The 23,564-nt window shown below is 58.8% G+C and carries 28 protein-coding genes and 1 tRNA gene; 1 reads left to right on the top strand and 28 read right to left on the bottom strand.

Annotation, left to right across the window (positions count from 1 at the left end; all coding sequences use genetic code 11):
- Positions 1-7 precede the first annotated feature (7 nt).
- The 24 genes from ACQ4W7_RS02835 to ACQ4W7_RS02720 all read right to left on the bottom strand — a co-directional run bounded on the left by ACQ4W7_RS02835 (position 8) and on the right by ACQ4W7_RS02720 (position 18,496).
- On the bottom strand, positions 8-1,624 hold the full coding sequence (locus ACQ4W7_RS02835; protein WP_436528253.1) for an SGNH/GDSL hydrolase family protein: 1,617 nt from the start codon (positions 1,622-1,624) through the stop codon (positions 8-10).
- Between the two features lie 14 nt (positions 1,625-1,638).
- Complete coding sequence (locus ACQ4W7_RS02830) at positions 1,639-1,827, bottom strand: hypothetical protein (protein WP_436528251.1); 189 nt, start codon at positions 1,825-1,827, stop codon at positions 1,639-1,641.
- 47 nt (positions 1,828-1,874) lie between these two features.
- Positions 1,875-3,275 carry a phage major capsid protein gene (locus ACQ4W7_RS02825; RefSeq protein WP_436528249.1) on the bottom strand — a complete coding sequence of 467 codons (1,401 nt, stop codon included), beginning with the start codon at positions 3,273-3,275 and terminating at the stop codon, positions 1,875-1,877.
- 9 nt (positions 3,276-3,284) lie between these two features.
- The gene (locus ACQ4W7_RS02820) at positions 3,285-3,971 is read right to left on the bottom strand and encodes an HK97 family phage prohead protease (protein WP_436528247.1); all 687 of its coding nucleotides are present in this window, start codon (positions 3,969-3,971) and stop codon (positions 3,285-3,287) included.
- On the bottom strand, positions 3,949-5,148 hold the full coding sequence (locus ACQ4W7_RS02815) for a phage portal protein (protein WP_436528245.1): 1,200 nt from the start codon (positions 5,146-5,148) through the stop codon (positions 3,949-3,951). Before ACQ4W7_RS02815 ends, ACQ4W7_RS02820 begins: the two co-directional genes overlap by 23 nt.
- A gap of 14 nt (positions 5,149-5,162) precedes the next feature.
- Positions 5,163-6,842, bottom strand: coding sequence for a terminase large subunit (locus ACQ4W7_RS02810; RefSeq protein ID WP_436528243.1), 1,680 nt, complete (start codon positions 6,840-6,842; stop codon positions 5,163-5,165).
- Positions 6,839-7,309 (bottom strand): terminase small subunit, encoded by a 471-nt coding sequence (locus ACQ4W7_RS02805; protein ID WP_436526064.1) that lies wholly within the window; start codon positions 7,307-7,309, stop codon positions 6,839-6,841. The genes ACQ4W7_RS02810 and ACQ4W7_RS02805 overlap by 4 nt, the downstream gene beginning before the upstream one ends.
- Before the next feature lie 160 nt (positions 7,310-7,469).
- A complete protein-coding gene (locus ACQ4W7_RS02800) occupies positions 7,470-7,865 on the bottom strand; it encodes an HNH endonuclease (RefSeq protein WP_436528241.1) in 396 nt (131 codons plus the stop codon).
- Positions 7,865-8,068, bottom strand: a complete 204-nt coding sequence (locus ACQ4W7_RS02795) for a hypothetical protein (RefSeq protein WP_436528239.1) — start codon at positions 8,066-8,068, stop codon at positions 7,865-7,867. Before ACQ4W7_RS02795 ends, ACQ4W7_RS02800 begins: the two co-directional genes overlap by 1 nt.
- A 203-nt stretch (positions 8,069-8,271) precedes the next feature.
- Positions 8,272-9,246 (bottom strand): RelA/SpoT domain-containing protein, encoded by a 975-nt coding sequence (locus ACQ4W7_RS02790; RefSeq protein WP_436528237.1) that lies wholly within the window; start codon positions 9,244-9,246, stop codon positions 8,272-8,274.
- 354 nt (positions 9,247-9,600) lie between these two features.
- Entirely contained in the window at positions 9,601-9,960 is a 360-nt protein-coding gene (locus tag ACQ4W7_RS02785; RefSeq protein WP_436528235.1) for a DUF7225 domain-containing protein, read from the bottom strand.
- An 82-nt stretch (positions 9,961-10,042) separates the two neighbouring features.
- Positions 10,043-10,546, bottom strand: coding sequence for a hypothetical protein (locus ACQ4W7_RS02780; RefSeq protein WP_436528233.1), 504 nt, complete (start codon positions 10,544-10,546; stop codon positions 10,043-10,045).
- A gap of 283 nt (positions 10,547-10,829) precedes the next feature.
- A complete protein-coding gene (locus ACQ4W7_RS02775) occupies positions 10,830-11,153 on the bottom strand; it encodes a hypothetical protein (protein ID WP_436528231.1) in 324 nt (107 codons plus the stop codon).
- A 222-nt stretch (positions 11,154-11,375) separates the two neighbouring features.
- A complete protein-coding gene (locus ACQ4W7_RS02770; RefSeq protein WP_436528229.1) occupies positions 11,376-11,699 on the bottom strand; it encodes a hypothetical protein in 324 nt (107 codons plus the stop codon).
- Positions 11,686-12,639 (bottom strand): primase/helicase family protein, encoded by a 954-nt coding sequence (locus ACQ4W7_RS02765; protein ID WP_436528227.1) that lies wholly within the window; start codon positions 12,637-12,639, stop codon positions 11,686-11,688. The genes ACQ4W7_RS02770 and ACQ4W7_RS02765 overlap by 14 nt, the downstream gene beginning before the upstream one ends.
- Positions 12,640-12,674: 35 nt before the next feature.
- Positions 12,675-14,144 (bottom strand): DEAD/DEAH box helicase, encoded by a 1,470-nt coding sequence (locus tag ACQ4W7_RS02760; protein ID WP_436528225.1) that lies wholly within the window; start codon positions 14,142-14,144, stop codon positions 12,675-12,677.
- Positions 14,141-15,082 carry a ParB N-terminal domain-containing protein gene (locus ACQ4W7_RS02755; protein ID WP_436528223.1) on the bottom strand — a complete coding sequence of 314 codons (942 nt, stop codon included), beginning with the start codon at positions 15,080-15,082 and terminating at the stop codon, positions 14,141-14,143. The genes ACQ4W7_RS02760 and ACQ4W7_RS02755 overlap by 4 nt, the downstream gene beginning before the upstream one ends.
- Positions 15,083-15,191: 109 nt before the next feature.
- Positions 15,192-15,581: a hypothetical protein gene (locus ACQ4W7_RS02750; protein ID WP_436528221.1), complete on the bottom strand. Its 390-nt coding sequence runs from the start codon at positions 15,579-15,581 to the stop codon at positions 15,192-15,194.
- A 12-nt stretch (positions 15,582-15,593) separates the two neighbouring features.
- A complete protein-coding gene (locus tag ACQ4W7_RS02745) occupies positions 15,594-15,806 on the bottom strand; it encodes a helix-turn-helix transcriptional regulator (RefSeq protein ID WP_436528219.1) in 213 nt (70 codons plus the stop codon).
- Positions 15,807-15,924: 118 nt separating this feature from the next.
- On the bottom strand, positions 15,925-16,845 hold the full coding sequence (locus tag ACQ4W7_RS02740; RefSeq protein ID WP_436528217.1) for a hypothetical protein: 921 nt from the start codon (positions 16,843-16,845) through the stop codon (positions 15,925-15,927).
- Positions 16,846-16,952: 107 nt separating this feature from the next.
- Positions 16,953-17,144: a hypothetical protein gene (locus ACQ4W7_RS02735; protein ID WP_436528215.1), complete on the bottom strand. Its 192-nt coding sequence runs from the start codon at positions 17,142-17,144 to the stop codon at positions 16,953-16,955.
- A complete protein-coding gene (locus ACQ4W7_RS02730) occupies positions 17,141-17,533 on the bottom strand; it encodes a hypothetical protein (protein ID WP_436528213.1) in 393 nt (130 codons plus the stop codon). The genes ACQ4W7_RS02735 and ACQ4W7_RS02730 overlap by 4 nt, the downstream gene beginning before the upstream one ends.
- A complete protein-coding gene (locus tag ACQ4W7_RS02725) occupies positions 17,530-18,117 on the bottom strand; it encodes a hypothetical protein (protein ID WP_436528211.1) in 588 nt (195 codons plus the stop codon). The genes ACQ4W7_RS02730 and ACQ4W7_RS02725 overlap by 4 nt, the downstream gene beginning before the upstream one ends.
- Positions 18,118-18,334: 217 nt before the next feature.
- Positions 18,335-18,496 carry a hypothetical protein gene (locus tag ACQ4W7_RS02720; protein WP_436528209.1) on the bottom strand — a complete coding sequence of 54 codons (162 nt, stop codon included), beginning with the start codon at positions 18,494-18,496 and terminating at the stop codon, positions 18,335-18,337.
- A 57-nt stretch (positions 18,497-18,553) separates the two neighbouring features.
- Here ACQ4W7_RS02720 and ACQ4W7_RS02715 point away from each other — a divergent pair, with 57 nt between their 5' ends.
- Positions 18,554-18,892: an Arc family DNA-binding protein gene (locus ACQ4W7_RS02715; protein WP_436528207.1), complete on the top strand. Its 339-nt coding sequence runs from the start codon at positions 18,554-18,556 to the stop codon at positions 18,890-18,892.
- A 1,482-nt stretch (positions 18,893-20,374) separates the two neighbouring features.
- Here the strand turns inward: ACQ4W7_RS02715 and ACQ4W7_RS02710 are convergent.
- The 4 genes from ACQ4W7_RS02710 to adeC form a co-directional block, all read right to left on the bottom strand.
- Positions 20,375-20,836: a hypothetical protein gene (locus ACQ4W7_RS02710; protein ID WP_436528205.1), complete on the bottom strand. Its 462-nt coding sequence runs from the start codon at positions 20,834-20,836 to the stop codon at positions 20,375-20,377.
- Positions 20,837-21,258: 422 nt separating this feature from the next.
- Positions 21,259-21,335: transfer RNA gene (locus ACQ4W7_RS02705), tRNA-Pro, on the bottom strand.
- A gap of 102 nt (positions 21,336-21,437) precedes the next feature.
- Entirely contained in the window at positions 21,438-22,052 is a 615-nt protein-coding gene (locus ACQ4W7_RS02700) for a TetR/AcrR family transcriptional regulator (protein ID WP_436528203.1), read from the bottom strand.
- Between the two features lie 63 nt (positions 22,053-22,115).
- Complete coding sequence (adeC, locus tag ACQ4W7_RS02695) at positions 22,116-23,564, bottom strand: AdeC/AdeK/OprM family multidrug efflux complex outer membrane factor (protein WP_436528201.1); 1,449 nt, start codon at positions 23,562-23,564, stop codon at positions 22,116-22,118.

Genomic DNA, 23,564 nt, shown 5'->3' with positions numbered 1-23,564 from the left:
CTTTTTCTTATGCCGCAAGCAATACTGCGCCATCAACCTGGGCCTGATCTGCCATCGCCACACCATTCTGATGCAGGGTGTCTGCATATAAGCCTAGTGGATTGGCAAGCTCATACGAGCCGAAACGTGATGCGTGATCAATAAGCGGCAGGCCCTTTGCCAGCGCAACGCTAGTGATCGCATCCCAGTACGGTTGGACCAGAGGCGGTGCCGCTCTTGGCCAGGAAGTCAGACTCGCTGGTAAAAATGTGCTGAGAATGCAATTGCTCCCGCCTGTCTGCACGTTGTCCACAATGGTAGTGAGACGCTGCGAGTACGTGGCAAGGGCCATCGCACTGTTGGCATCGTTGACGCCGATATCGAGAATGACGACGTCGGGTGTCATCACGCCAAGCTTGAAGGGCTGCGTGCCCTCCCATGGATAGGTGTTGTAAATCAGGTTGGCCACGCCGCCACCGGAATTTCCAAGCGTCCACACCGAAATCTTTGGCATCGTCGAGTCATAGCAATCGCAGCCATAAACGAACACCCCAGAGCCCAGCGCCACGGGCATAAACGTGATGGTATTCGCGCCGCGCGGAAACGTCACGGTCTCCTTCTTGATGCTCTGCGCCACGTTGGCATCTACGGTCTTAATGACATTGCCGCCCACGCTGATCGTGAATGAGCCGAAGCCTGGGCGCGTCAAGTAATAGACGTCCGCCGTGTCGGTCGGGTTGTCAGGAGTGAACGTCATTGCATTCAACGTTGTCAGGTTCGAGAACGCGATGCCAAAACCCGTCCACTGCACGACGTTGAAAGCGCCGCTGTTGATCCAGCCCGCCCCCATGGTGATGCGTGGATCGTATTGGGGCACGGTAGCGCCTACCGAATTGATATTGCCATCGCAGAAAAAACTGTCTGTATGAGCGGGCAGGCCTTGCGCATTCAAAATCGCTGCAAGTTGCGCAGCCCTGTTCTTTGCCCGGGCCCCGACAAAATTGGCGGTGCCTGCCGCGCCAAATCCTGTAGTACGAGAATCCCCCATCAGGGCGACGACGCCACGGCCGGACTTCGACAGCACGCGCGCTTTAGCAGCGCACCATTTCCGCATTCGAGCGGGATTGAAATTCAAGACCCCGGCCGGGCCCGTTGCTGGCAGCAGCGCGCCAGCACTGTCAGCAAGCCCTGCCACATTTTTTACAACGCGCGGCGCGCCCAACACCGCTGCCATCATCGACGCATCCACACTCCCCGCCGAACAAGTCACCAGAAAGCGCTGCTCACCGGCATACGGCCCGATGGGCGCCAGCGCGCCAGCGCCGATGGTCCACGATTGCAGCGAGTTCGTCCCACCCAGCACTGGATCGAGGCGATACACCACGCCAGCCGCGCCGGCAGAGCCGCTGACATTCAGAACTTGACCCTCGGGCAGCGTGACCACACGATTAACGCCAACCGAGACATGCATGGGATACTGAGGCGTTTCTTGCAGGAGCAGGAACTGGCCGGTCAGCAGCAGCATCTCCGCTTCCGCGTCCGAGCGCTGCTCTTGCTGCGAAAGGCGCCACATTGCCTGGCCGCCCGTAACGGCAAGCTCTGGCCATCGATCAATGGTCCCGGTGTACTTAATCGTCTTCGTCATGGCAGGTCTTCCCGTTACGCTTCTTTATTTTTCGTGGCGCCGTTCTTTGCCTTGGCGCTCGGGTCTTTGGCCCAACCCTCAGCCAGCGCCACCGAGATAAGGTCCGCATCGTCCGTTTCGATACTCTGGCCCTCAACAAACTGCTCAACCTCGACGCCGCGGTGCGCCCAACTGAATGCATGCGTTGCGATCAATTTCATCATCATTCCTTCCATTGAAGAGGCCCGCATCAGCGGGCCTCGGTTGGTGATTAGGCTGCTGCGATTTTCAGCAGCTTGATCGCCTGGGTGTTGCGCAGCTTGCCGCCGACGCGACGGCGCACGTAGAACTTCACGAAGCCCGGCGTGGTGATCTCGTCGCGGGTGATGCGCATGCCCACCTTGTCGCAGATCAGATAGCCCTCCTTGAAGTCGCCGAACGCGAGCGGGAAGGAATTGGCGGCGATAGCCGGCATGTCCTCGGCTTCCGTGATGCCATAACCCAGGAAGGTTGCCGGCTGGCCGGCGGTCAGCGCCGGCTGCCACAGGTATTGGTTGGTGCTGTCCTTATACTTGCGCAAGCCGGCCAGCACTGCCTTCGAGGTCAGCCACTGCGCGTTGTTGCGGTAGCGTGCGCGCACACCGTAGACCATGTCCAGGAAAGCGTCCTGAGTCGTTGGCAGCGCCGCCGCCTGGCCGGATGCGAAGTACTGCAGCGTGCCGAATGCGCGCGAACTGTCCGCCGTGGCCACCGGCGCCGGGCCGGACAGGATGCCGGTCGGCTTCTTGACGCCGTTGCCCGAGATGAATGCGGCGCCCTCTCCGCCGGCCATCGATTCGCCGGCCGACGTGATCAGCCAGTCCTCGACATTGAAGAACAGGTCGTCCAGCGATTCTTCCGAAGCCTGCGGCTTCGCACTGGCCATGCCGAAGGTGGGCACAATTTCAGCCAGGTCTGCGGTGTTGGTCTGGTTGCGGCTATCACCCTCGCCCAGCCATTCAAAACCGGCGCCGTTGATGTCAAACAGCTCGTGGTAGTCGGTGGTGCCGACCGTGCGCACGGTGGCGATTTGGCGGATCGGGGAGATATCAACCGACAGGCGCGCAATGGCGCTTTCGATAACCTTGGGCAGCGCGTAACCGCCGGCGGCGTTGGTGCCGACCACTACCTGCGCCGAGCGCGATTCGCGGCTGTCGGCGGCCGCCTTGGATTCCAGCGCCTTGAAGGTCTGGCTCAGGCGCTGCTCGCAGCCCGAGTCCTTCGGCGCGCGGATCCAGTCGAAGAACGCGCTTTTATACGCGATCGATTCATCGCTTTCGCGCTGCTCACGATCGCCGCCGGAAAAGGCGCCGGGGCGAGCCAGTTTGGTTTCCATCTTTTCCAGCCGGCTCTTGGCGTCGGTCATCGATTCGATGTGCTCATCCATGCGCGCCAGCTTGGCTTCCAGCGCTTCAGTGCTCTTGCCGGCCTTGATGGCCTCCATGCGCTGGTCGTTGGTATGCTTATATTCTTCGAACGCCGTGGCGATTTTATCAATGGCTTCGGCGACCGATTTGATGCTCGGGTCGTCGCGCTGTTCGTAGAACGGCAGCTCGGCGGCCTTGGCCTGGAAGGCGGCGAAGTGCAGCGCCATGGTGGCAACCAGAGTGGCGCCAATGATATTCTTTTTCATGTTTTTCTTTCAAGAATTGAGTGAGGAGAGAAGGCGGGTTGCTGCGCCCATCGCTTTGGCGGTCGAGTTGGCGGAATCCCTCCGCTCCTCTCCCATCCGCATGACGCGCGACACGAGGGCCGTGGCGTCGGACTTACTGAATCCAGCATCACGCAGGATCCTTTCAGCATCTTTTGGTGCCGACACCTCGCCGGCGGATTTCACACTGGTGATACGGGCAGCTTCGTTGGCCGGAAAGGTGACCATGGACACCTCCCACAAGTCCACCTCCGCCAGGATGCGCAGATCGCCCTCATAAGACCACTTCTTCGACATGAAGCCGATCGACAAGCCGTTCAGGGCACCCATTTTCAAAAGCGCGTACGCCTCCTTGCCGCGCGCGGTGTCCAGTGCGAGCATGCCCTTCATGCGCAAGCCTTTGGCATCCTCGACGATTTCGGTCCAGATGCCGATCGGCTCGGTCGCGTCGTGCTGCCATAGCATCGCGGGCATGGTGCCGGCGGCGCGGTGAGCTGCAAGTGATGCCTGAAAGGCGCCGGCCACAATCACGTCGTCGTAGTTGTCGCGCACACCGAACACCGAGCCGTAACCCTCGACCGAGCCGTCGGTGCCGGCAGCCTTGATCTGGAGTGCAAACGATCGCACTTGCCGGCCCCCGGCGGCGTGGCGCACTTCAAGCTTCGGGATCTGCATCATCTTTCTTTCCTTTCTGGCCGCTGGTCATATTCATTGGCGTGAGTGGTTCATCAAGGCCGGGCAGCGGGTCTTTACCTTCCTCGTCGCGGATCTCGTTGCGGGTGTAGATGCCCATCTCGGACATCGTCCTCGCCCACTGCGAACGGTCCTTCATGGAGCCCTCTGTCATGTACCTGGTGTCGAACTCAGCGAACAACGGGCCGGCTCCGTCCAGCATCATTTCGTCTATTCGCTGCGTCCATGCCTCGTGCCACGGCGCCAGCGTGTGCTTGACGTGCGCGGCGAAGAAAGCCTCGGAACTGGCGAAGGTGGCCGACTTGTCCGAATGCCCGACCATGATCGGAAACACGCCGTAGCCGCGGCAAATCTCCTCGATCTGCAGGCGCCGGGTCTCGACATGCTGCGCGTCCACGCCGGAGATCGCAGTGCTCATCCACTTCGCGGCGCGGTCCAGCACCATCGGCGTGCCGGCATTGCGTGCGCCGGCCTGTCTCTTGATCCAGTTAGTGAGGCGCCCGTGCTGCTCCTCGTTCAAGCTACCTTCCACGGAATAGGTGCCGCTGGGGCGCAAGCCGTTTTCATGCATGGCCGCCTGGCTCTGCTCCGTCACCATGGCAAGCCCAATAGCGGACCGTGCAAGTGCGACGGCATTGAGACTTTCCGTCCAATCCCACTGCACGCCGTTGAGCAAGAAGACATCATCCGGACCAAACTCGCCGATCAGGCCAAACTGGTCCCAGCACCGATACACCAGTTCGTACCGAGAGTTGCGTGTCATGCTCCAGCTGCCGGGCTGCACAGGGATCAGCTCGCGAACGCGGCGGTTGTCCCCACGGACCTTGATCGACAGGCCGGTACCGGTCAGGGCGGCGTGGATCGTCATCTGGCGGCGCCACTCAAATGAGGTTTGCCATTCGTTTGGCCGGCGCGACAGCAGGCGATATTCCGGGATGTTTGTGGCCTTCTGACGTCGTCCGTCACTGCCCTCGCGGTACACGTGCAGCTTCGGCGTGGCGCAGCCATCGGCAATGACCTTCACGCACGCCAACACCGTCGACACTTGCAACGCCGTCTTTGCGGTAACGGTCACGCCGGCGAAGCGGCTGGCACCCGTGCCGTCAATCAGGCCCGCGACCTGGTCGTACGTCAGCGCGGCCGCCTTGCGTCCGAACAGCATTCCAAAAAATCTCATTATTTATCCCAGAAAGAGGAACCTGTAGCGGCGGGATTGAGCGCCAGCAGCGTCACAGCATTGAATAAGGCGGCGAGCGGATCGATCTTTGCCGAGCCGCTGGACTGTTTAGTTATCGTGACCGCGTTTCCGGCTGCCACCACCTTGGCGTTGCCGACGCACCAGTTCATGAGGCGCTGACCGCCGTGCCAAAGCTCGCCGGCCGCCAACTTCCGTTCGGTTGTCTTGATGGCTCCATTTAGCCCCACCGCACCCTGCTTGATACCTACGATCATCTCGGATGGGATGCCCTCCATTTCCAACATGTCCAGGATCGTTCCGAGTCCAGCAGGGTCGACGCCGATTTTGTCGAGCTTGCCGGTCATCCAAACCTGGGCGGCGAACATAACCAACTCAGTCACGTCGTCACCGATTTTCCCTACCATCGTCAGGTCGCCATCCTTTTCGAAATCCTGGAGGCGGGCCGCTTCAGACTTGCGCAACTCCAGAACCGAAGGATGAGCCCAGGCGTGCGTCCATGCGAACCAGTGGCGCGTCGTCGCACATCGACCTACTGCGGCGAAGCCGAGCAAGTCATCCAGCCCGCCGCCATCAATGCCCAGGTCGATCACCTCGCAGCGGTCGACCAATTCTTCCAGCGAAAGCGCTGGCAGCGCGGCCGCCTCCCAGTGGTTGGCGCCGGCCCAGCGGTTCGACCGCAACATCAGGCCGATCTCGACGTTCAGGTGTTTTGCGAGGAAGCCGCGCACCGAGTGCTCACCCTCCACTTCCGCCTTGCGCATCTCGCGTTCGAGAAAGTCGCGGTCGACCGAGTAATTGATGTTCGGATTGACCATGCCGAAGTTGGCCGGTTTGCGGTCCTGCTTCGATTTGATGATGTCTTCCGGGTACTCGTAGATGATCGGCACGAACTGCTTGTCGACCACCACGCCGTCGCGGACGTCGCGCGCATACTGTAGTTTTTGCAGGAAGACACCGGCCGGCGGGTCGTCGCTCTGCGTGGTGATGTAGATGACGAAACCCTCAGGTCGCGATGCTAGGCCGCCGGTCGCCTCTCGGAGCATATTCTCGGCGTTGGCCTGCTTACCGAACAGCCATAGCTCCTCGATCAGCGTGCCGACCGACTTCTTGCCGCTGACCGTGTTCGAATCGGCGGCCGACACTTTCAGCGTGCCGTTGTTCTGACGGCTGGTGATCGTCTTGACGTGCGTCTGAACCTGCATCAGGTCTTCCAGCGCCTCATCCTTGCGCACCATGTCGCGGGCCGGCGCGAAGCTGTTATTTGCCACCTCCAACGTCGGCGCCAGGATAGTGAACTCGGCCGACTCGCGCCAGTTGCGGATAAGCGCGGTCAGCATGATCGCTGCGGCAACTGTCGATTTCGAATTCTTTTTCGGGACCAGCACAAACCATTCCGTTATCAGTCGGCGCCCCTCCGTCTCCGACCCCTCACGGGAGTCATAGGCGCCGAAGATGGATGCGGCCAGGTCGAAGACCCACTGCGCGCAGGCGTCACCGATCATCGGGGATCCTGGCGCATCGACGATGCGCAGCTCACGCAGCACGGCCAGCCCAGCCGCTGCTTCTTCCGGGAAGATTGGCGGCGGAATGATCGAGCGTCCAGACTTTAGGCGGTCAGCCCAATCGGGGCATGCTGTCGACCACTCTGGCGTCATCATTTATTGCTCACTACCAACTTTGGCGGAGCGGCTGGGGAGAATTTCCCTTTCGCCGCCGTCTTCGCGGCCGCCTGCTTCTCGCCCTTTTTCCCGCCCTCACCCAACTTCTGGTGCTCGAAGGGCATCAGCGCCTTGGCGCAATCGATGCGTTGACGCATGTCCAGTTCCGGCGCATTCATTGCGGCGCCCAAGAAGTCTTTTGGGTCAACGTAGTGCGCGCCGTTCAGCGGGTCTATGTCCTCATCACCCGATGACGGTGCCGGCAATTTCGTCGCTGCACCTGGTGCGGCGGCATGGGCTGATTTGCGACCCGCGATGTACGCAGCTACTGGCAACTCTTTAACAAGACGCGATCCTGCCGCTGATGCCGTAGCTGCGCTGTAGCCAGCCTCGATTGCAGCTTCCTTATTGGAGCGGCCGGCCAAAACGGCATCGGCGAACACCCGCTTTTTGCCTGTTAAAGCCATTAACATAGTCCTCAAGGGGAAATAAAATCTGCGAATGGGGTACATGCGGTCTAGAGCGGCAAAGGCTCCAGAGATTTACCCCGCCCCTCCCCTATCGCTTCGGTGATGCGCCTACGGCCTGACCACGGCCTCATGGCGCCTCGACCAAGAGTCTGACCTCTCATATACCCAATGCTTCTTCGCGCTGCTTGTCGCGGCTGTGGTGCGTCGTGCACAACGACTGCCACCGGGTCGAATCCCAGAACACCGTCATGTCACCGCGGTGCGGATCGATATGGTCCACCACCTGGGCGTGCGGCAGGCCAATGCCCTTGGTCATACATGCCAGGCCGATGGCCACCGCATCCTGCTCGTAGCTGATACCAGCATCACGCAGGCAGTAAGCGCAGAACGGATGCTTCACCAGGTAGGCGGCGCGGGCTTGCTGCCATTTGTAGCCGTAGCCGCGCGCGGTGCTGCTTTCTTTACCAGAGCGCCACGAGTCCGCGCTTACAGTGACCATGCGGCCCGGCAGTGTCTGCAGCTTAGACTTCAGCGTGGTGAGGCGCGGCGCCATCAGGCACCAGCAACATCATCGCTTGCCTCGGGCGCTAGGCGCGCCGCCGCGCTAGCAGCGCATGTTGGGCAATGGGTCAGCGCCTGCAGCAGTCGGCGTGCCTCTTCGGCCCTGGCCAATTGCATGGCCAGCTGGTCGATACGGAACATGTCGCCGGCTTGGCTGGCGCGGACGATCATGTCTCGGTAGTGGCGTCGCTTCATGCTGCAAAGTCCAGGCGTCGCTTGGAATCTACCGGCCGCAGTGTTGCAGCGTCCAAGATAGTGAAGTCATGCCCTGCGGCGTTTTGCAGGAAGCTACTGTGCATCGTGATACCTCAAATAGAAAAGCCGCCAGCGCAATGGTGCGGCTGGCGGCCAAAGCCGGATCAAATAGTATGTCTCGGTAATTCTTGTTATCTGCGGATCTACTCAAGCGCCGGCGATACCATGTCGACGAAATCGGCAGCATCTTTAAAATAGTTTCGGAATGCATTTGCGATGGCGGCTGGGTTAGCGCCGCTAACATATACAACATCATCTGCCGGATGCTGCTTCTCAATGAGATCGCGAAAGTTAAGCGCCCCCTTACTCTCTACCCAGCCATATGCTTTCAAATCATCACCCGAAAAATGAAGAACGATATTTTTCTTTCGAGGAATTTCTAGGTTGCTCTTCCTTGCAGCACGTAAGTTGGCAATAATATGCAGATCTGCCTCGAGTGCCTTTATTTCCGTTACAAGTTCTAAATCGGCGAGATCAGGGCATGGGCCATAAATACCCTCTTTGGTCCTCGCGATATATTCACTTGCGAGAACAAAAAGTCGTTCGCGCCGCACGTTAACTCCGACTTCAAATTTTATTCGATGGCCATCCAGAATATCGCTAATTTCGACCGCCGTGGCCCAGGCATGCTGTGCTTTTGTGCGGTACTGTATTTCTATCCGCAGACCGTTATAAATGCTTCCGGTGCTCGCATTGACGTGATACTGAAAAACGTCGTGAATACCCCTATAGCCAGTGGGCTTAGGGAAATCGATGTAGTCGTATTTGTCCTGTTGCAGGCGCTCATGCTTCGCGCGGCTCTGGTGAAAGCGCGCTCGAAACTCTCTCAACTCCTCGACGGAATCAAAGATCAGTCTGCAGCCAGCTAGGTCATGCATACTCGATAAATCTTTGGCCCGTCCAGTTTTCAATTTATCGATAATCGTATTTAAACGCTTAAGGCGCTGAGCGAAAATGACGGGTTGCTCGCCAATGTACCGACGCAAAGTATTTCGAAACGTGGTGAGAACGAAGGCGTGGGAATTCCTCCAGTTCGTAATAATTTTCTCATCGATCTCGGTACCAACATCTTGCGCCGTTCGCTCACCCGCCCGCCGTACAGCAGTGCGGCTATACAAAGAAGGGTCTCCATAAGAATATGGCATCGCACGTATCCGGGTCATGTTGAGGTTACCCAGTATAACTCCGTTGCTAAAGATGTTTACACAAAAACATCATCTTAAAAATAAAAAGCCCGCTTCATGACGAGGCGGGCTTTTGTTCGGGCGTGAAGGAGCATCAACGCTCTCGGCTTCAGGTCTGCCGCTGCCCTGCGTCGCGCCGTAGCGCTTGGCTTGAATTATGCGCGCTGGATGAATCGTAAGGCGCGCAGTGCGTCAATTATATACTGTGTTTACGAACAGTTCGCAGAAAATATCATAAACCCATAGTGATCGATTGCCTGTCCTCAGACCTGTCAGAGCAATGACGATTCAGGGTTTACTGGCATATGGCTGGTAATACCCGTCAACCCACGCGCCTACTGGTCGAGCCGACTTACCTTTTGGAGTCCAGGTGACTTCTCCGGAATACGACTGCCCCCTCCCCAAAAACTCATACCATCCACGATCTACTTTGACAAACATTGCATTAGCCATAGATGCTGAGGCTGGATCTTTATTCAAGCAGTTGTAGCAGAAGTCCGAAGGCAAGATACTCGACTCGGTGTAATTGCTATTTTTACATGCCTCCTCGACAATTTCTTTGCGAGGTATGGCCTTGTCACCGTACTGCGCCCGAAGTTTCTTACCGGCATGCTCAAGAACGTCAGCGCGAGATAGATCATTTACCATTTTATCCCCCTGCAAATGTACGCTAAATTCCCGCCGTGTAGATTTCAGAAAATTGATGGATCAATGCAGTCTAGTCTACACCTTATAGTTCAATCTCTTGAGCCAAGCGCTTCATAGTCTGCCCTGCAGCGTGCGCCGCCATGGCGTTGAGCGCTTCGACCATGTCCTCGACCAGGTGCAGCATCTTGTGCTGTGCCTGCACGGCGCGCGTGCCGCTGCCGGCGCATGCGCGGCACGCGATGTCCGACATCACTGTCGTCTGGCCCCGCACCGGCTCGTAGGCGCGGCCGGTGCAGGCCGGGCACACGTCGTTCAGCCAGTGATCCAGCGACAGGCGCGCCACCTTGGCCGGGCTCACGTCGGCCGGCCACGTCCTGTGCCCTGCCTTTGTCTTCACGATCTCGCGCCAGGCGTCGAGCAGCGCCGGGTAGCTGGTGGCGTCGCCGGCGAACTTCACGCGAAACAGCGCTGTGCCCAGGTCGCGACACAGTGCTGCGGCGGCCAGCACCTCGGTGCTGTGGTGGTGGGCGTCGTCGCGCAAGTTCGATGATCCGAGGGCGCTGGTATATTTCTGGATTACGCTCATTTGTCGCTCCCTACCCATTTCCAGCCTGGAGACGTCCAGACAATCAATCCCGCGCCCAATGACGAGTAAAGCGTCAGCGCTGGCCAGAACCCGCGCTCAAGCAGGTCTACGCCAGCGTACCAGCCGATAAAAATGCCCGCTGCAAAGGTCGCCAATGTGTACGCGGTTCGCTTCGATACTGCGCGCCTGCTGGGTAATTTTGATTCTCGAATCATATTGTCTTCCTGTGTCGTCTTCGGTTCAATTGGGTGCCCGCCGGCGCCCGTGCCAATGAAGCGTGAAATTACTTGCGGCCCAGGCCAGCATCCCGCATCGCCACTGCCAGACGCGCAGCGCCAGCAGCGTCGCAGGCCCCCTGGGCCATATCCATCACGCGCCGATCGATCTGCTTGCGCGCCAGCAGCGTTTGCAACACGTCGCCTTGGGTGTAGCCGCCAGCACGTGCAGCGGATAGCAGTGATTCCATCATGGCGCGCGCATTGCGAATTCCGGCCGGCGTCGTCTCGGCCGGGTCGCCGTAGACGGTATCAGCGCACAGCAGCAGCACGCCGGCCGGGCTGATATCGTAGCCGTCTGCATTTGGGGTGAACATTGCTTGCTTGGTCATATTTCCACTTCCTCAAGTTTGAGTTTTTGGGCCTTTATCCGTCGCGTCAGACGCTTCGGGTTTGCCCTTGATTTTGGTTTTAAGCAGCTTGCTGCGCATGGCGGCTTTTGGGGTTGCTTTTGCCGTTAACATCTTCTGAGTTGCAAGTAAGCTGCTAGCGTGCTCTTCTGAGAATAGACATTTAGTTGCTTGTCAGTTGCTAGCACGGCGCTAGCATTGGTGCTAGCGAGCTGCATGCGTAGGTGCTAGCGTTATCTTTCCGCGATCCATCGGAATCAAAAAACCTGTTCGAATGAAGATATCCAAGTCGAGGTTTTGACACGACAGCTTTCGCTCAAGGAATGCCGGATCGTTCGGCACCTTGCCATCGTTCTGGCTGCCGTAGAGCCACAGCATCATCAAGTGCCCCTTCGCAGCATCAGGTAGCGAGCAGAACGCATAATCATCAAGGATGGCCCTGTGCAACTTGATCCAAGGCGGATTGCGTTTGCTGTAGTGCTGGAACGTATCCCAGTTCTTGATCGCCAAAAATTCAATGACTGCCATCACTCTCCCCTTTTCGGCGATGGGCAACGAATTTCATTGCCCGCTTGATGCTCTGCGCCACGCGATGCTTTGCCGCCTTGATGATCGCTTCGTCACGCACCTGGTCGCGCCGCGGCGCTGCGTCGTTCGCCTGTCGGCCGCTCGCGATCAGCTCGGCCAGCATGTCGGCATAGTCGGTGCCCACAATCCCCTCGGGCCAGGCAATACCGCAACCGATCATCTCAGCGGCGCTGCGGCCGTGTACCAGGCCTGGGTTCTTACCAGTGCGTGCCTCGGTAGCGTAATCATTGTCGGCGGCCACCACAGCCAGGCCTGCTATGACCAGGCGCTGCGCGACCGGGTCCATGTTTCCGCAGTCGAACGCCACGATCACCCGACAGTTCGGCACCGACTGGAACACAGCCAGGCCGGTCGCCAAACCCTCGACAATGGCCGTCATTGATGCGCGTGGCGTGTCGAGCACATAGCACCCGCCTTTGACGCTGGCGCCGCTCCAGAACCGCTTGGAGCCGTCAGGGGATATACGCTGCAGGCTGACAATAGCGCCGCCTATATCGACCGGCACAATCAGCCATCCGTCATCATCGACGCGCAAGCCGGCGCAGCCCTGCATCGTGAGCAGCTTGCCATCGAGGTAGGGGTGGCCGTGGCGCAGCGGCTTGCAGGTGCGCCAGTAGGCGCGCGCATCCTCCGTGGCCTTGATGGCCTTGCGGCGGCGCTCGTTCAGCGCCTCCCGCATGCGCGCCTGGGAAATCATCGGGTCCGGTCGCTCCGTCTCGCTGCCCGCACGCCAGGTCGTGACCTCGCTTTCGGTGGCATGGTTCTGGTAAAAACCTATCGTGCCGCAAGTGGCCAGACGGTAGGCGCCGTTGCGCTTCTTCGGATGGTCGACCGTCTTGCAACGATGCCACTTCCCATCCGGCTCGACCGTGGTCGGCATGAAGCCGATTGCTTCAAGTTGTGCTCTGAAATCCATTATTTTGGTCGCTTCGAAAATGCGATCTGGTTGCGCCGGATCAGGTTCATCGTCTCGCGCGTCGGTTTGACGCGTTGGACCTTGGGAAAGCTCGCATGCATTGGCCATTGCCCTGTCATGCCCTTGAACATGCCCAGGGCCCGTTTTTCGGCCCGCACCGGGTCATCGCCACAGGCGCCCATGGCGTAGTGGCACAGCTGCGGCCACAGCGTCTGCGTGAGGCTCACTTGATCGCCGGTGTGGATCATTTCCTTCAAGGTGCCGGCGACGTGCTGCACGCCGCTTTTTCGCTCCGGGACGTGGCCGCACGATGGGCACGCCGCGCACTCATGGATGTGGTGGCAGATGGCGCACTTTGTCGCCTGGCGTTCCTTCGGCTTCGGCTTGGCCTTTTCCTTCTTGGTGCCGTTGTCCAGCTCCACCTCGCCAGTCTCGAAAAACTCCGACATTGCATCCCAAAAGCGCATGCAGTTGCCAGCATGGTCCAAAATCAAGCACGACTCCTTGCCAGGATGGGTGCGCAGGCCGCGCCCCAAGATCTGGATGTGTTCGGCCAGGCTCGACTTGAGCGGCCTGGCCATGATGATGACCTCGACATCGGAGACATCAAAACCCTTGCTGAGCGCGCTGACGCTGATCAGTCCACGGATGTAGCTGTCCGGCTTGCGGAACTCATCGACGGTTTCGTTGCGGAATTCGTCACCTTCGCGAAACGTGTACAGCTCGCACACCACGCCAGCTTCCGCGAACTGCTTTTTCATCTCGGCCGCGTGCGCCACGTTGCAGCCGAATGCGATGAACTTCTTGTTTTCGCCATGCCTCAAGTACTCCGCCACGCAGTCGCCGATGATCGGCATGGCTCGGTCGGCGGCTTCGGATTCCGCCCACTCGCCGCCGACCACCTTGGCGCCGGTCATGTCGGGCTCGCTGGCGGCGAACACGCGGAACGGCACCAGGGACTTGCTGCTGATCAGCTTGTTCGTCGTCGTGACCGCCACCACAGCATCGTAATGCCTGCCAAGCCCTTTGGAAAACGGCGTTGCAGACAGGCCGATGGTGATGGCGTCGCGCTTGGCGATGCGCTCGATGGTGTCCTTGACCTGAGCGTGACATTCATCGACGATGATCAGGTCCGCTTCCGGCCAGCCGCGCCTGGCCAAGGTGGCCGCACTCGCAATCTGAACCCTTTCCCATGGCCGGAAGCGCCAGTGCTGCGCCTGCAAAACACCGTGCGAAATTCCGTAATGGTCAAGCGTCGCGCTAGTCTGGTTGACCAGCGAGATACGGTCGCACACGAAGATCGCGCGGCGTCCCTTGCCCTGTGCCTCGTTCAGCAGGTATGCAGCCATAACAGTCTTGCCAGCACCAGTCGGCGCGAGCAATATTTGATTTTTGACGCCACCCCTGATATTGGCGCGCAGGCCGTCGATGGACGCGTTCTGGTAGTCCCGGAGATTGATCGGGTTCATCGGGCCCCCAGTGCGGACAGGATGTCGCGGTTGCTCTCGACGTTCAGCGCCTTGCGGATTTTCTCCAGGATGGTGGCGTAGTGCTTCACCATCTTCTGCGCTTCGTTGCGGGTATTGATCTCACCCTGCAGCCGGCCATTGAGCTGGTCCAGATGCTGGTTGAGGCGCACCAGCTCCACTTTGGGGTCGTCGGCTTCCAGGCTCAGGATCTGCCGCTGGTACGCCTCATTTTCTTTTTGCAGCTCGTCGGCCAGCTGCGCCAGGTCAGGTGTCTCGTCCTGCGTGTCGGACTGGGCGGCCGGCACCGCCTTCGAACGAATTTCGCTCGAAGGCGTTTCAGGCAAGCCGGCCGGAGATGCTTCCAATTCGGTTTTGATCGACGCCGGCGGCGCAAGCTCCCCCTTGAGGGGGGCCTTGCCGATATTGGCGGTGTTCTGCTCGTAGGTGACGCCGTTGCGCTCAACGATACGTGTGCTATCTTGTTTTTCTGCAAGATGCGACTCGTCGATAACAGCGCGAATCAATGTTCGACTGACCCCGCAGATTTCGGCCATACGATTTTCTGACATCGCAGCCCATTCGACGTCCGCAATGAGAATTCGGACTGAGTTCCGCTTATCCTCACTTGTCCGCCGCAATCCATGCTTCGCATTTGCACCAAGTGAATATAGAATGGCATCTCGCTTAGTGCCGACTCGCACGTCACAGGCGATATCCATAGCGTCGGCAGCGCGGTGCGCGTGAAAGCGGTGGAAGCCGTCGGCCAGCCAAAGGCCATCGCTGGCGCCGTCATTGAACACGACCACCGGTGGCAGCTCGCCACCCAGGCGGATCACCTCCGCGTATTCGGCAACGGTAGTCTCATTCAAGGCGACGCGGGATTGCGTGCCGCCGTCAATGCTGATGGCGTTGATCGGGAGGCTTGAGATTTCAGCCATTACGCACTCCACAGATCGAAGCGCGCGAAGGCGCGGGTAACGGTAGCGCCGGAGACCAGGCCACGGCCGTGCAGCCACATAAGGGTGCACTTGAGAATGGTGCGGGGCTTCATTGGATGAATCCCATCGAGCTCGTGCTTCGCGCCAGAAGGTCGAACATGTCAAGGAATGCATCGACACCACCGGCGCATTCAACTAACTCGGTAGCCAATTCCGCTGCCATTGGAGTCCAGCGATTCTTTCTGAAATAAACCGCGAGGATGTCCGCCTCTTGAAAGCCGCCAGCCTCAGCTTTTTCAACCAGGCCGCCGTAAATGCGATTTGCATTGGCCATCACCTCGGAATCGGTTTCAATAGTCCCCGCCAAGATACTGCCGGTTATGTAGATAACCGCGATGGAAAAGGTCGGACGCTCTAACGCCGAAATGAACTGCCTGCACACAGAGCCCGCAAGCCACGCTTGACGCTGAATCTCAGCATCTTCTATTAATTCATTCATGACCGCCCCCGATTAAAGCGAAGCTATCAAAGCGCGAATGTCCTCCACGCGCCACATGGTGCATTTCCGGCCCATTTTCACAGGCTGCGGAAAACGACCGGAAGCAACACCTTGCCACCAGCAGGTCTTTTGAACGGGAATTAATGGAGGGGTCGGCGGAACCGATTTGGGGTCGCCGATGATTTGTTTAATGCGGAGAAAGCCAGTTTCAGGGAGTTGTGCCATTTTGAGATACATCCATCCGGTTAGGGCCGTGATTGGCCGATGGATGTATCTTTGCCTGTCCAATTAGGAATTAACAGGGCTCCCGGGAAGGTGGGAAATTAGACGGGAAGGTGGGAAATTAAGCGGGAACTTTCCGGGAAGATCTGGCCTCGGAAATTGCGTTTGAAATCGACTTTTTCCCTGCTGCTTGCCTTCCATTATTATCGTCCAGCCAATACAATTTTTCAATTGATTCGTCAGCAATGATTCGCTTCCCCCCATTTGCCTTCAGCCATCGAATCACTTGAGTAACTTCAGCCTTTCCGCCGTGGAGCTGATCAATATCGCCAATCCGGTCGTTGATTAGGATTCGCCAATAGACCCGAGACTCTCCGCTTGAAGGTGGCGCCGAGATTGAGACATCTGTCTGAACAAACGCTTCGCGCAATAAGGCCAACTGCACTGCGGAAAGTGACAGCATTTCTTTGGTCACATATCCTTTTCTTAATGCCCAATCGGCCCATGTTATCTTTATCTTTTTGCTGACAGCCCAGCTTAGAAAATAAACAGGCGCATATCTATCCTGAGTATGCTCGCCGCTATTCCAAAGCTTTTTTATATTTTCGTACTTATCTTTAATCGTCAACGGCGCCTGCGTACTCGCAACCTTACCCATAATTTCTTTGATTAGTGGCGCCCCGTAATCGACGTTATCAAGTCGGACGATAGTCTTTATAGGAATTCCAGATTTGAACTTTCCCGATGAAATATCCTCCAAAGCATCTGATCTTGATCGCTTCGGATCTAAATCGCACAATATAAAGAGGCCCTCATCCTTGGTCCATGTATCGTGCAACATCCATGACTCCAACAGCATGGGCTCAAATACTTTTAAACGCTTTTCCAGTAAACGCGCACGTCTTAAAAGTCGCGCATCCGCCGCATCATCATCCAGTCCATCCACACGACGCTGAAGTTTTATTATTTTGTCGGTCCATTTTTTTCTATTTTGTTCGCGTTTTAATTTACGAGCATCAAAAATTTTGTCGATATTAATCATGGCATCCCACAATACCCCTGAGAAAAAAGCCAGCCCGTCCCGTCAGGGAAACGGGTATTCAGGGATCAGCCTAGGGCTGGCGAAACATTTTACTTCATGGCAACCAACTACCTGGCGCCAAGGTCAGCAATGTCGGCGAGTGCATTCGCGATATCGCTGGCCAGCGTGGCGCAGGTTTCCAGTGCTTCCGGCTGTGATGCCGGTTCCATGATTTCGATTGCGGCCAGCAGGGCGCCGACGACGCCAGCGAGGCAGGCCAGGCGCTTGATGGTGGTGGAGTGGGATGGGGCGGCGGTCACTTCGCGGCCCTTTTTTGCGGCTGGGCCCGGGCAGCGCGCTCCGCATCCACGTCGAGGTTGCTTTGCAAGTCCGACTGCGTTTCCTGCATGACCTGGGCCTCAACAGCCATGTGAGTGATCAGCGCCGCGATGCTCGACAGCGTCTCTTCTTTTGGCGGGAAGTTCTCATTCGTGACTGCCGCGAAGAGGATATTTCCGATAGCCTCCATGCCGGCCAGCAGCGCATAGTTGGCGTTGCTGGCATGTGCGATTGCCGCCTGTGCCTTCTGGCGTTCCTCAGTAGTCATGACGTGATCGACAGTCATGCTGACAGGCAGCGTGCGCATCAGGTGCGCTAGTTCATACGGGGCGCGGCCGAGATCGGTGATGTATGGGTTGGTGGTGCTCATGCCATTCCTCCTGTCAGGTCGACTGTCGGGCATTCCAGCGTTACGCCATAGTGATAGCCGGCCATAAGGATGAGTTGAGCACGACTAGACTCGATGAAGCGATCCAGATGGAACAGGGCAAGCTCGGCCGAGATGTGGCCCACCTGACCACCGAAGCCGATCATCACATCAGGGCGATCATCACCGAAGCCGAGCGAGCCGCCGCGGAATTGCAGCGTCGGCTGGCAACCATCGAGCGCGCCCGGCGGGAACCCCGTGAAGCAGCGCGGCGCGTCTTGCTTCGTGCTGATCGACCCAGTTGGGGCGAGGTTCGCCGGCAGCGTCGCCAGGCGCCCTTGCCAGCGCGGATATTGCTCCGGTAGCGCTTGGCGATTTTTGATGAGGCGCCGAGCATCGACCTTTTGGCGCGCATGCCAGAGCACACTTCCATCCTCGGCGATGATGTCGAAGAGGGGAGGTGTCGGCAGCTGCGCGCCCGGCTCATAGCTCAGCGATCCGACTGGAGTAGCTATAGGTAATTCGATAATATTTTTGGCGCTCGCTTGTTTTTTTGAATTCTTGGTGATACCATCGTTGCTGTTCATTTCGTATCTCTTTTCTGAGGGTGCACTTGTCCACAAGGCCCGGAATGCTTCTAACATTCATGGCCGCAGCTACCTGGTTCCGCCAGGCTGGTTGTAAATGACTTGAGGGGCTGGGCTGCAATCCCGGCCCCTCAAAAAGTCAGGCTCTCTTCTAAATTTTCAAACAATACCCTCCCCTGCTGACCGCATCAGCAAACGCATTAGTTCCAATTACTTCTCAGTTTTTCTTTTGCTCAGTCTCGCCCCTAAGTTCGATCAGCAAGTCGATCATTAGCGCGTTCAGGCTGCATTTTTTCGATGCCGCATGAGCTTTTGCCCATTCGCGCAGTTCAACAGGGATGCGGAGTGGCGTAGTGCAGATTTGCTTTTTGGCCGGCATGAGAATTCCACTAAAGGATTGAGAAGTGAGATTCATTCTGACATCTAGCATATATAGATGTCAAATAGATTCTTTGCGAGCAACCTAAAAGAATCTCATACTCCGCACATGGAGCAACCAAAACAGCAAAACAGCTATCCGTTACGGATGCCGAGCGAACTTCGCCAACGTTTGGAGGCGCGCGCCAAGGCGAGCGGTAGGAGTGTGAACGCAGAAATCGTAGAAATGCTGAGCGCCGCCCTTGATGGGCAGCCGGCAACCGTTGCCGAGCTATCGTCCGGCGCCTTGCTGCATGAGGTAATCGAGCGATACGGAGCGAAGGTGCAGATCGTGGTATCGCCGGAAGTTGCTGAGGAAGCGCAAATTCCGACCCGCCTGACACCTGCTCAGATCTGAGCAGGTTCTTCCGATGGTCTCCTCAGAAGTGAGGAGACCCGGTGACCGCCATGCGAGCCTGGGAAAAACGATTGGCGGCTCACTTTTGAGCGCAGCATAATTCCGCTGCGGCGCATGGCGTCCAGCCCCTGGACGGCATGTCGGCCGGACGCTGCAGCTATCGTGTGCCTCACGCGCTTCCGTCGAGATGCGCTCAAATTTGAGCGCATCTCGACTGGGGTGGCAGCCAAGGCGACGAATTTCGTCGGGCTGGTCAGCATCGGCATCGTACCGGGCTTTCCCCGGAGCGGGCTTGATGCTGGAGGCACGGTGCACGATGGCATCTGCGGCTGCACTGCCGACCAAGATGTGAGCAAAAGAGCGCGCATCACCGGCGCCGGGTGCAACGTCAGCTAAATTTTCAGCCCACGTCAGCGAATGAAGACCGCTCCCCAGAACGGGGGAGCGGGAAAGGGGGTGCAGGAATAGCGCCCCCTTGCGATGGTTCCTTGGTCACGTTTGAAACGCGAGCAAGATCGGCCGACGCCGTGCCAGTCAAGGGGGTAGCGAAACTCGATGCCCTTGCGACCCACTTTAAGTGGGTCACAAATCGCGGATGCGCACGCTGTGGTAGCAGGAAGATTTTCCGGCTACTCGGTTCGGCGCCAGTTGAGTGGTACATACGGGATTTTCCCGGATGTAACGTCCATGACGAGAGCGCTGCGGTGAAGTCGGATTTCAGATCCAGCTTGGCAGGTGCTGAACAAAGCCAGGCCCGCCACGCTGCACCGGTCAAATACCGTTTTGGCCGGTATTTGAAAAGGCTATCTCGGCTTGCCGTTGCTACGGCCGCCACCGGACGCGCCGCCGGTGGTGCTCGGCCAACCGCCCGCATTGCCTGGACCTTGGCCAGCGCCCGCACCAGGGCGCGCACCGCCACCGCTGGAGCTGCCGCCGGTCGTGCCTTGACGTGTCCCGGGGCTTGTGGTGCCGCCCTTGCCTGCATTACCACTCGTTCCGCTCTTGCCCATGACTCGCTCCTCATATTGGCGGCCGCATGGCCGTGCCGTCATCGTAGTCCAGCCGTGACCAGGATGGCGCGAGTGAGGATTGCGGACCGCTCGTGCTGACCACGAACCCCGGCCAGCGTACTGCTGGCGCTGGCCGGGGTCGGCCTCGAAGGGGCGGATTTCAAATCGTACCCTTGCGCCAGGTCGACAGCCCGCTGAACACTGGCCCGAAAATTTGGGAGTGCGAGCCTGGCCACCTGCAGCCGGGCCAGTGCCGGTGATGACGACCAAAAATTTTTGGGGGTGCGCGCAGACCTGCAGTCCAGGGGCAGATCTGGCGCGGGCGGCCAGGTGCCGAGCCGACTCCACATATGGAAAAATCACAGATGTAGCGCCGCCCGGAGATTGGCACGAACCGAAGGGGCTGCAACGGACGCACTCCTCTGTCCGACTCCCCTGCGCCAGGCGTAAAAAAACCCGCACAGGGCGGGTTTCAATGAAGAAAAATAACTGGTCGATGCATACGCCAAAACGACAGCTTCCCCTGCTTGCTCCCCATGGCCTCGCACGCACGATGGTTGGCGCGTTCGAATAATCCAGGGTGAGCTGCCGGCTCGCCAGCCTCTATTTCGTTGCAGCGGGAAGCCCACTGCGCGACTTGGTCTTCAGTGAAGTTTCGCTCGCCAGGTAGTTCGATATCGCGCTCCAGCAATGCCCACTCGGAGCTGCGCTTTGCGCTATCGCGCGCCTTCGTGCCGAACCCGAACACCAGAGAGCCGAGGTTGGCCACGGCGATTACGGCGGTGAAGACTGGAATGTAATCAGGTGGGACAAATTTTGAGAATGCCAGCGTGCCCGCCAAGATCGAGATTACCTTCACGAAGCCCTCGCGCACTTCGAAGATGCGCTGGCGCTCCTGGTAGTAGATCCGATTCGCCAAAGCTCGCTGGCGCACGTCGCTTCTCCGGGACCACAAGTATTCTCGATCTGACATAGCTATTTTCTCTCGGTCGGGGGCGGCGGTGGTCGATGCTCGGCGGGCCGGGGGACATGACTCTTCTGACCACTACCCGGTTGGCTTGGAGGGCTTTGAGGCTGGGGCTGCGGTTGCGGAGTCGACGGACGGGTTGCCATATCTTATACCTTTTCAAGTTCTGTGGCGCAGCACAGTGCGGCTGCGGGCTGCATCCTGTGTGCAATCCAACTTGATTATATGCAATATAGAAAACGCGAAGTTTACTAATTTACTGAGATATTAGACCGCGTAAGTTCGTGCAAAGCCGTATTAGAGCATTGATTATCCGGACACGCGCCGGACACCGGACGCCGAAAAAGAAAAAGGCCAATCCGAAGATTGGCCTAAGTCTTTGATTCTTATGGTCGGGACGGGAAGATTCGAACTTCCGACCCCATGCACCCCATGCATGTACGCTACCAGGCTGCGCTACGCCCCGACGAGGTGAGAATTATAGCAGAGGCTTTTAAGTTTTTGCCATGCTTTTGCGCATGATTCATATCGAACTGCGCAAAGTTTTTTTCAGCCTGGGGCAAAACGCTTATTCACTGAGCAGCAGCGCCGTCAGGGCGATGCGGAAACCGGCGATCAAGGGTTCGACCTTGACGTCGGGATTGTGCACTACCCGCACGGGCAATCCCTGGTACATGGCGATCATGGCGTTCAGCCGGCCTTTCAGCATCTCTTCATCCGCAGGCAAGCCGCGCTTGATGCGCGCCTCCTTGATAATGGACAAGAACAACTGGCGCGAACGCCGGTCCGCGCAGTGCAGCATCTCGGCGATGGCGGGATTGCGCGATGCCTCGGCAAAGATTTCCAGCGGCATTACCCAGGTTTTCGGGTCCAGGCTTTCCAGCACATGTTCGCCTGCATTGTCGATCACGGCCTGCAGCGGGTCTTCGCGCTGCGCCAGGTCCTGCATCAGGTTCGACACACGCTCCGTATTCTGCATGACGAAGGCGGCGATGATCGCATCCTTGCTGTCAAAATAATTATAGATGTGACCCGCACTCATGCCGGCAGCCTTGGATATCTCGGCCATGCTGGCGCCGTGGAAGCCGCGGCGGCTGAAACAACTCTCCGCCGCATCGAGCACCTGCTTGCGCCGCGTGTTGGCGCGCTCGGGATCCGGATGCTTCTTTTCAACTTGGTTCATGACTTTTCCTGTAGCGCGCCAGCCCTGCCCTTGCGGGCAAGGCCGGCATCGGCGTCCCCGTGATTATTGGACGCCGCCAGCCGCCGCGACGGCTGTCTGCTCAGGCTGCCAACCGCCGCCCAGCACCTTGTACAAAGTCACCAGGTTGGTCGATTTGGCCAGGCGCGCCGTGATCAGGCTTTGCTGCGCCGTGTACAGCGCGCGCTGGGCCACCAGGGCGTTCAGGTAAGACTCGGCGCCCTGCTTGTAGCGCGCGTCGTGGATGGTGTAGCTCTTCGTCGACGCCTCGACCAGCGAGACCTGCGATTGCAGGCGCTCGTCGATGGTACCGCGCTGGGCCAGCGCATCGGACACTTCACGGAAGGCGACCTGGATCGCCTTTTCGTATTGCGCCACGGAGATTTCACGCTGCACCTTGGCGATATCGAGGTTGGCGCGGTTCACGCCGCCATCGAAGATCGGCAAGCTGATCTGTGGAATGAAACTCCACGTGCCGCTGCCCGCCTTGAACAGGCCCGACAGGTTGTCGCTGAGCGAACCTGCTGTCGCCGTCAGCGAAATGCGCGGGAAGAAGGCGGCGCGCGCCGCGCCGATGTTGGCATTCGCTGCGCGCAGGGTGCGCTCCGCCGCCAGCACGTCGGGACGGCGTTGCAGCACGTCCGACGGCAAGCCGGAAGGAATGTCCGCCAGGGCCGTCACGGCGCCGAACTCGGCTGGCGGCAGCAAGTCGGCTGACACGGGGCCGCCCACCAACAGGACCAGCGCGTTTTGATCCAGCGCAACCTGGCTCGTGTAGACAGCCACGTCGGAACGGGCGGACTCGACGCTGGTCTGGGCATCGTACTTGTCCAGGCCGGACGTAGCACCGGCATTGAAGCGGCGCACGGCCAGGTCATACGACGATTGCTGGCTCTTCAGGGTGTCTTGCGCCACGCGCAGGCGCTGCTGGTCGGCCACCAGGTTCAGATAGGTGCTGGCCACTTCGGCCACCAGGCTGATCTGCTGCGCACGGCGTGCTTCTTCCGTGCCCAGGTATTGTTCCAGCGCGCTGTCGGACAGGCTGCGTACGCGGCCGAAGAAGTCCAGCTCGTACGCCGAGACGCCCAGGTTCGCCGTGTACTGGCGATTGATGGACGCTTCGCCGTTGGCGCTGGCGTTCTTCGGCACGCGGCTGGCCGTCTGGCCACCGGAAGCCGACAGAGTCGGGATCAGCGCGGCGCGTTCGATGCCGTACGTGGCGCGCGCCTTCTCGATGTTGAGGATCGAGACGCGCAGGTCGCGGTTGTTGGCCAGCGCCAGTTCCAGTACCTGGCGCAGGCGCGCATCGGCAAAGAACTCGCGCCAGGCGACGTCCGCCACCGGCTTGGCGTCGGCGGCGGCCGTGTCGGCTTTGTAGGAAGGGCCCGTCGGCCACGCCGTAGGCGCCGGCGCTGCCGGACGCTCATACGTGGGAGCCAGGCTGCAACCGGCCAGCAAGGCCAGTGCCGCCATGGAGAGTAGCGATTTTTTCAT

Source organism: Janthinobacterium algoris (assembly GCF_051380935.1).
In the GTDB taxonomy this organism is placed as follows: domain Bacteria; phylum Pseudomonadota; class Gammaproteobacteria; order Burkholderiales; family Burkholderiaceae_D; genus Janthinobacterium.
The sequence above is the reverse complement of the archived record's forward strand: the minus strand, read 5'-3'. Positions and strand labels throughout refer to the sequence as shown.

Coding starts and splice junctions, on each gene's coding strand:
- ACQ4W7_RS02835 (WP_436528253.1), bottom strand. CDS start 1,624: ATGACGAAGACGATTAAGTACACCGGGACCATTGATCGATGGCCAGAG.
- ACQ4W7_RS02830 (WP_436528251.1), bottom strand. CDS start 1,827: ATGATGAAATTGATCGCAACGCATGCATTCAGTTGGGCGCACCGCGGC.
- ACQ4W7_RS02825 (WP_436528249.1), bottom strand. CDS start 3,275: ATGAAAAAGAATATCATTGGCGCCACTCTGGTTGCCACCATGGCGCTG.
- ACQ4W7_RS02820 (WP_436528247.1), bottom strand. CDS start 3,971: ATGATGCAGATCCCGAAGCTTGAAGTGCGCCACGCCGCCGGGGGCCGG.
- ACQ4W7_RS02815 (WP_436528245.1), bottom strand. CDS start 5,148: ATGCTGTTCGGACGCAAGGCGGCCGCGCTGACGTACGACCAGGTCGCG.
- ACQ4W7_RS02810 (WP_436528243.1), bottom strand. CDS start 6,842: ATGATGACGCCAGAGTGGTCGACAGCATGCCCCGATTGGGCTGACCGC.
- ACQ4W7_RS02805 (WP_436526064.1), bottom strand. CDS start 7,309: ATGGCTTTAACAGGCAAAAAGCGGGTGTTCGCCGATGCCGTTTTGGCC.
- ACQ4W7_RS02800 (WP_436528241.1), bottom strand. CDS start 7,865: ATGGCGCCGCGCCTCACCACGCTGAAGTCTAAGCTGCAGACACTGCCG.
- ACQ4W7_RS02795 (WP_436528239.1), bottom strand. CDS start 8,068: ATGAAGCGACGCCACTACCGAGACATGATCGTCCGCGCCAGCCAAGCC.
- ACQ4W7_RS02785 (WP_436528235.1), bottom strand. CDS start 9,960: ATGGTAAATGATCTATCTCGCGCTGACGTTCTTGAGCATGCCGGTAAG.
- ACQ4W7_RS02780 (WP_436528233.1), bottom strand. CDS start 10,546: ATGAGCGTAATCCAGAAATATACCAGCGCCCTCGGATCATCGAACTTG.
- ACQ4W7_RS02775 (WP_436528231.1), bottom strand. CDS start 11,153: ATGACCAAGCAAGCAATGTTCACCCCAAATGCAGACGGCTACGATATC.
- ACQ4W7_RS02770 (WP_436528229.1), bottom strand. CDS start 11,699: ATGGCAGTCATTGAATTTTTGGCGATCAAGAACTGGGATACGTTCCAG.
- ACQ4W7_RS02765 (WP_436528227.1), bottom strand. CDS start 12,639: ATGCCGACCACGGTCGAGCCGGATGGGAAGTGGCATCGTTGCAAGACG.
- ACQ4W7_RS02760 (WP_436528225.1), bottom strand. CDS start 14,144: ATGAACCCGATCAATCTCCGGGACTACCAGAACGCGTCCATCGACGGC.
- ACQ4W7_RS02755 (WP_436528223.1), bottom strand. CDS start 15,082: ATGGCTGAAATCTCAAGCCTCCCGATCAACGCCATCAGCATTGACGGC.
- ACQ4W7_RS02750 (WP_436528221.1), bottom strand. CDS start 15,581: ATGAATGAATTAATAGAAGATGCTGAGATTCAGCGTCAAGCGTGGCTT.
- ACQ4W7_RS02745 (WP_436528219.1), bottom strand. CDS start 15,806: ATGGCACAACTCCCTGAAACTGGCTTTCTCCGCATTAAACAAATCATC.
- ACQ4W7_RS02740 (WP_436528217.1), bottom strand. CDS start 16,845: ATGATTAATATCGACAAAATTTTTGATGCTCGTAAATTAAAACGCGAA.
- ACQ4W7_RS02730 (WP_436528213.1), bottom strand. CDS start 17,533: ATGAGCACCACCAACCCATACATCACCGATCTCGGCCGCGCCCCGTAT.
- ACQ4W7_RS02725 (WP_436528211.1), bottom strand. CDS start 18,117: ATGAACAGCAACGATGGTATCACCAAGAATTCAAAAAAACAAGCGAGC.
- ACQ4W7_RS02720 (WP_436528209.1), bottom strand. CDS start 18,496: ATGCCGGCCAAAAAGCAAATCTGCACTACGCCACTCCGCATCCCTGTT.
- ACQ4W7_RS02715 (WP_436528207.1), top strand. CDS start 18,554: ATGTCAAATAGATTCTTTGCGAGCAACCTAAAAGAATCTCATACTCCG.
- ACQ4W7_RS02700 (WP_436528203.1), bottom strand. CDS start 22,052: ATGAACCAAGTTGAAAAGAAGCATCCGGATCCCGAGCGCGCCAACACG.
- adeC (WP_436528201.1), bottom strand. CDS start 23,564: ATGAAAAAATCGCTACTCTCCATGGCGGCACTGGCCTTGCTGGCCGGT.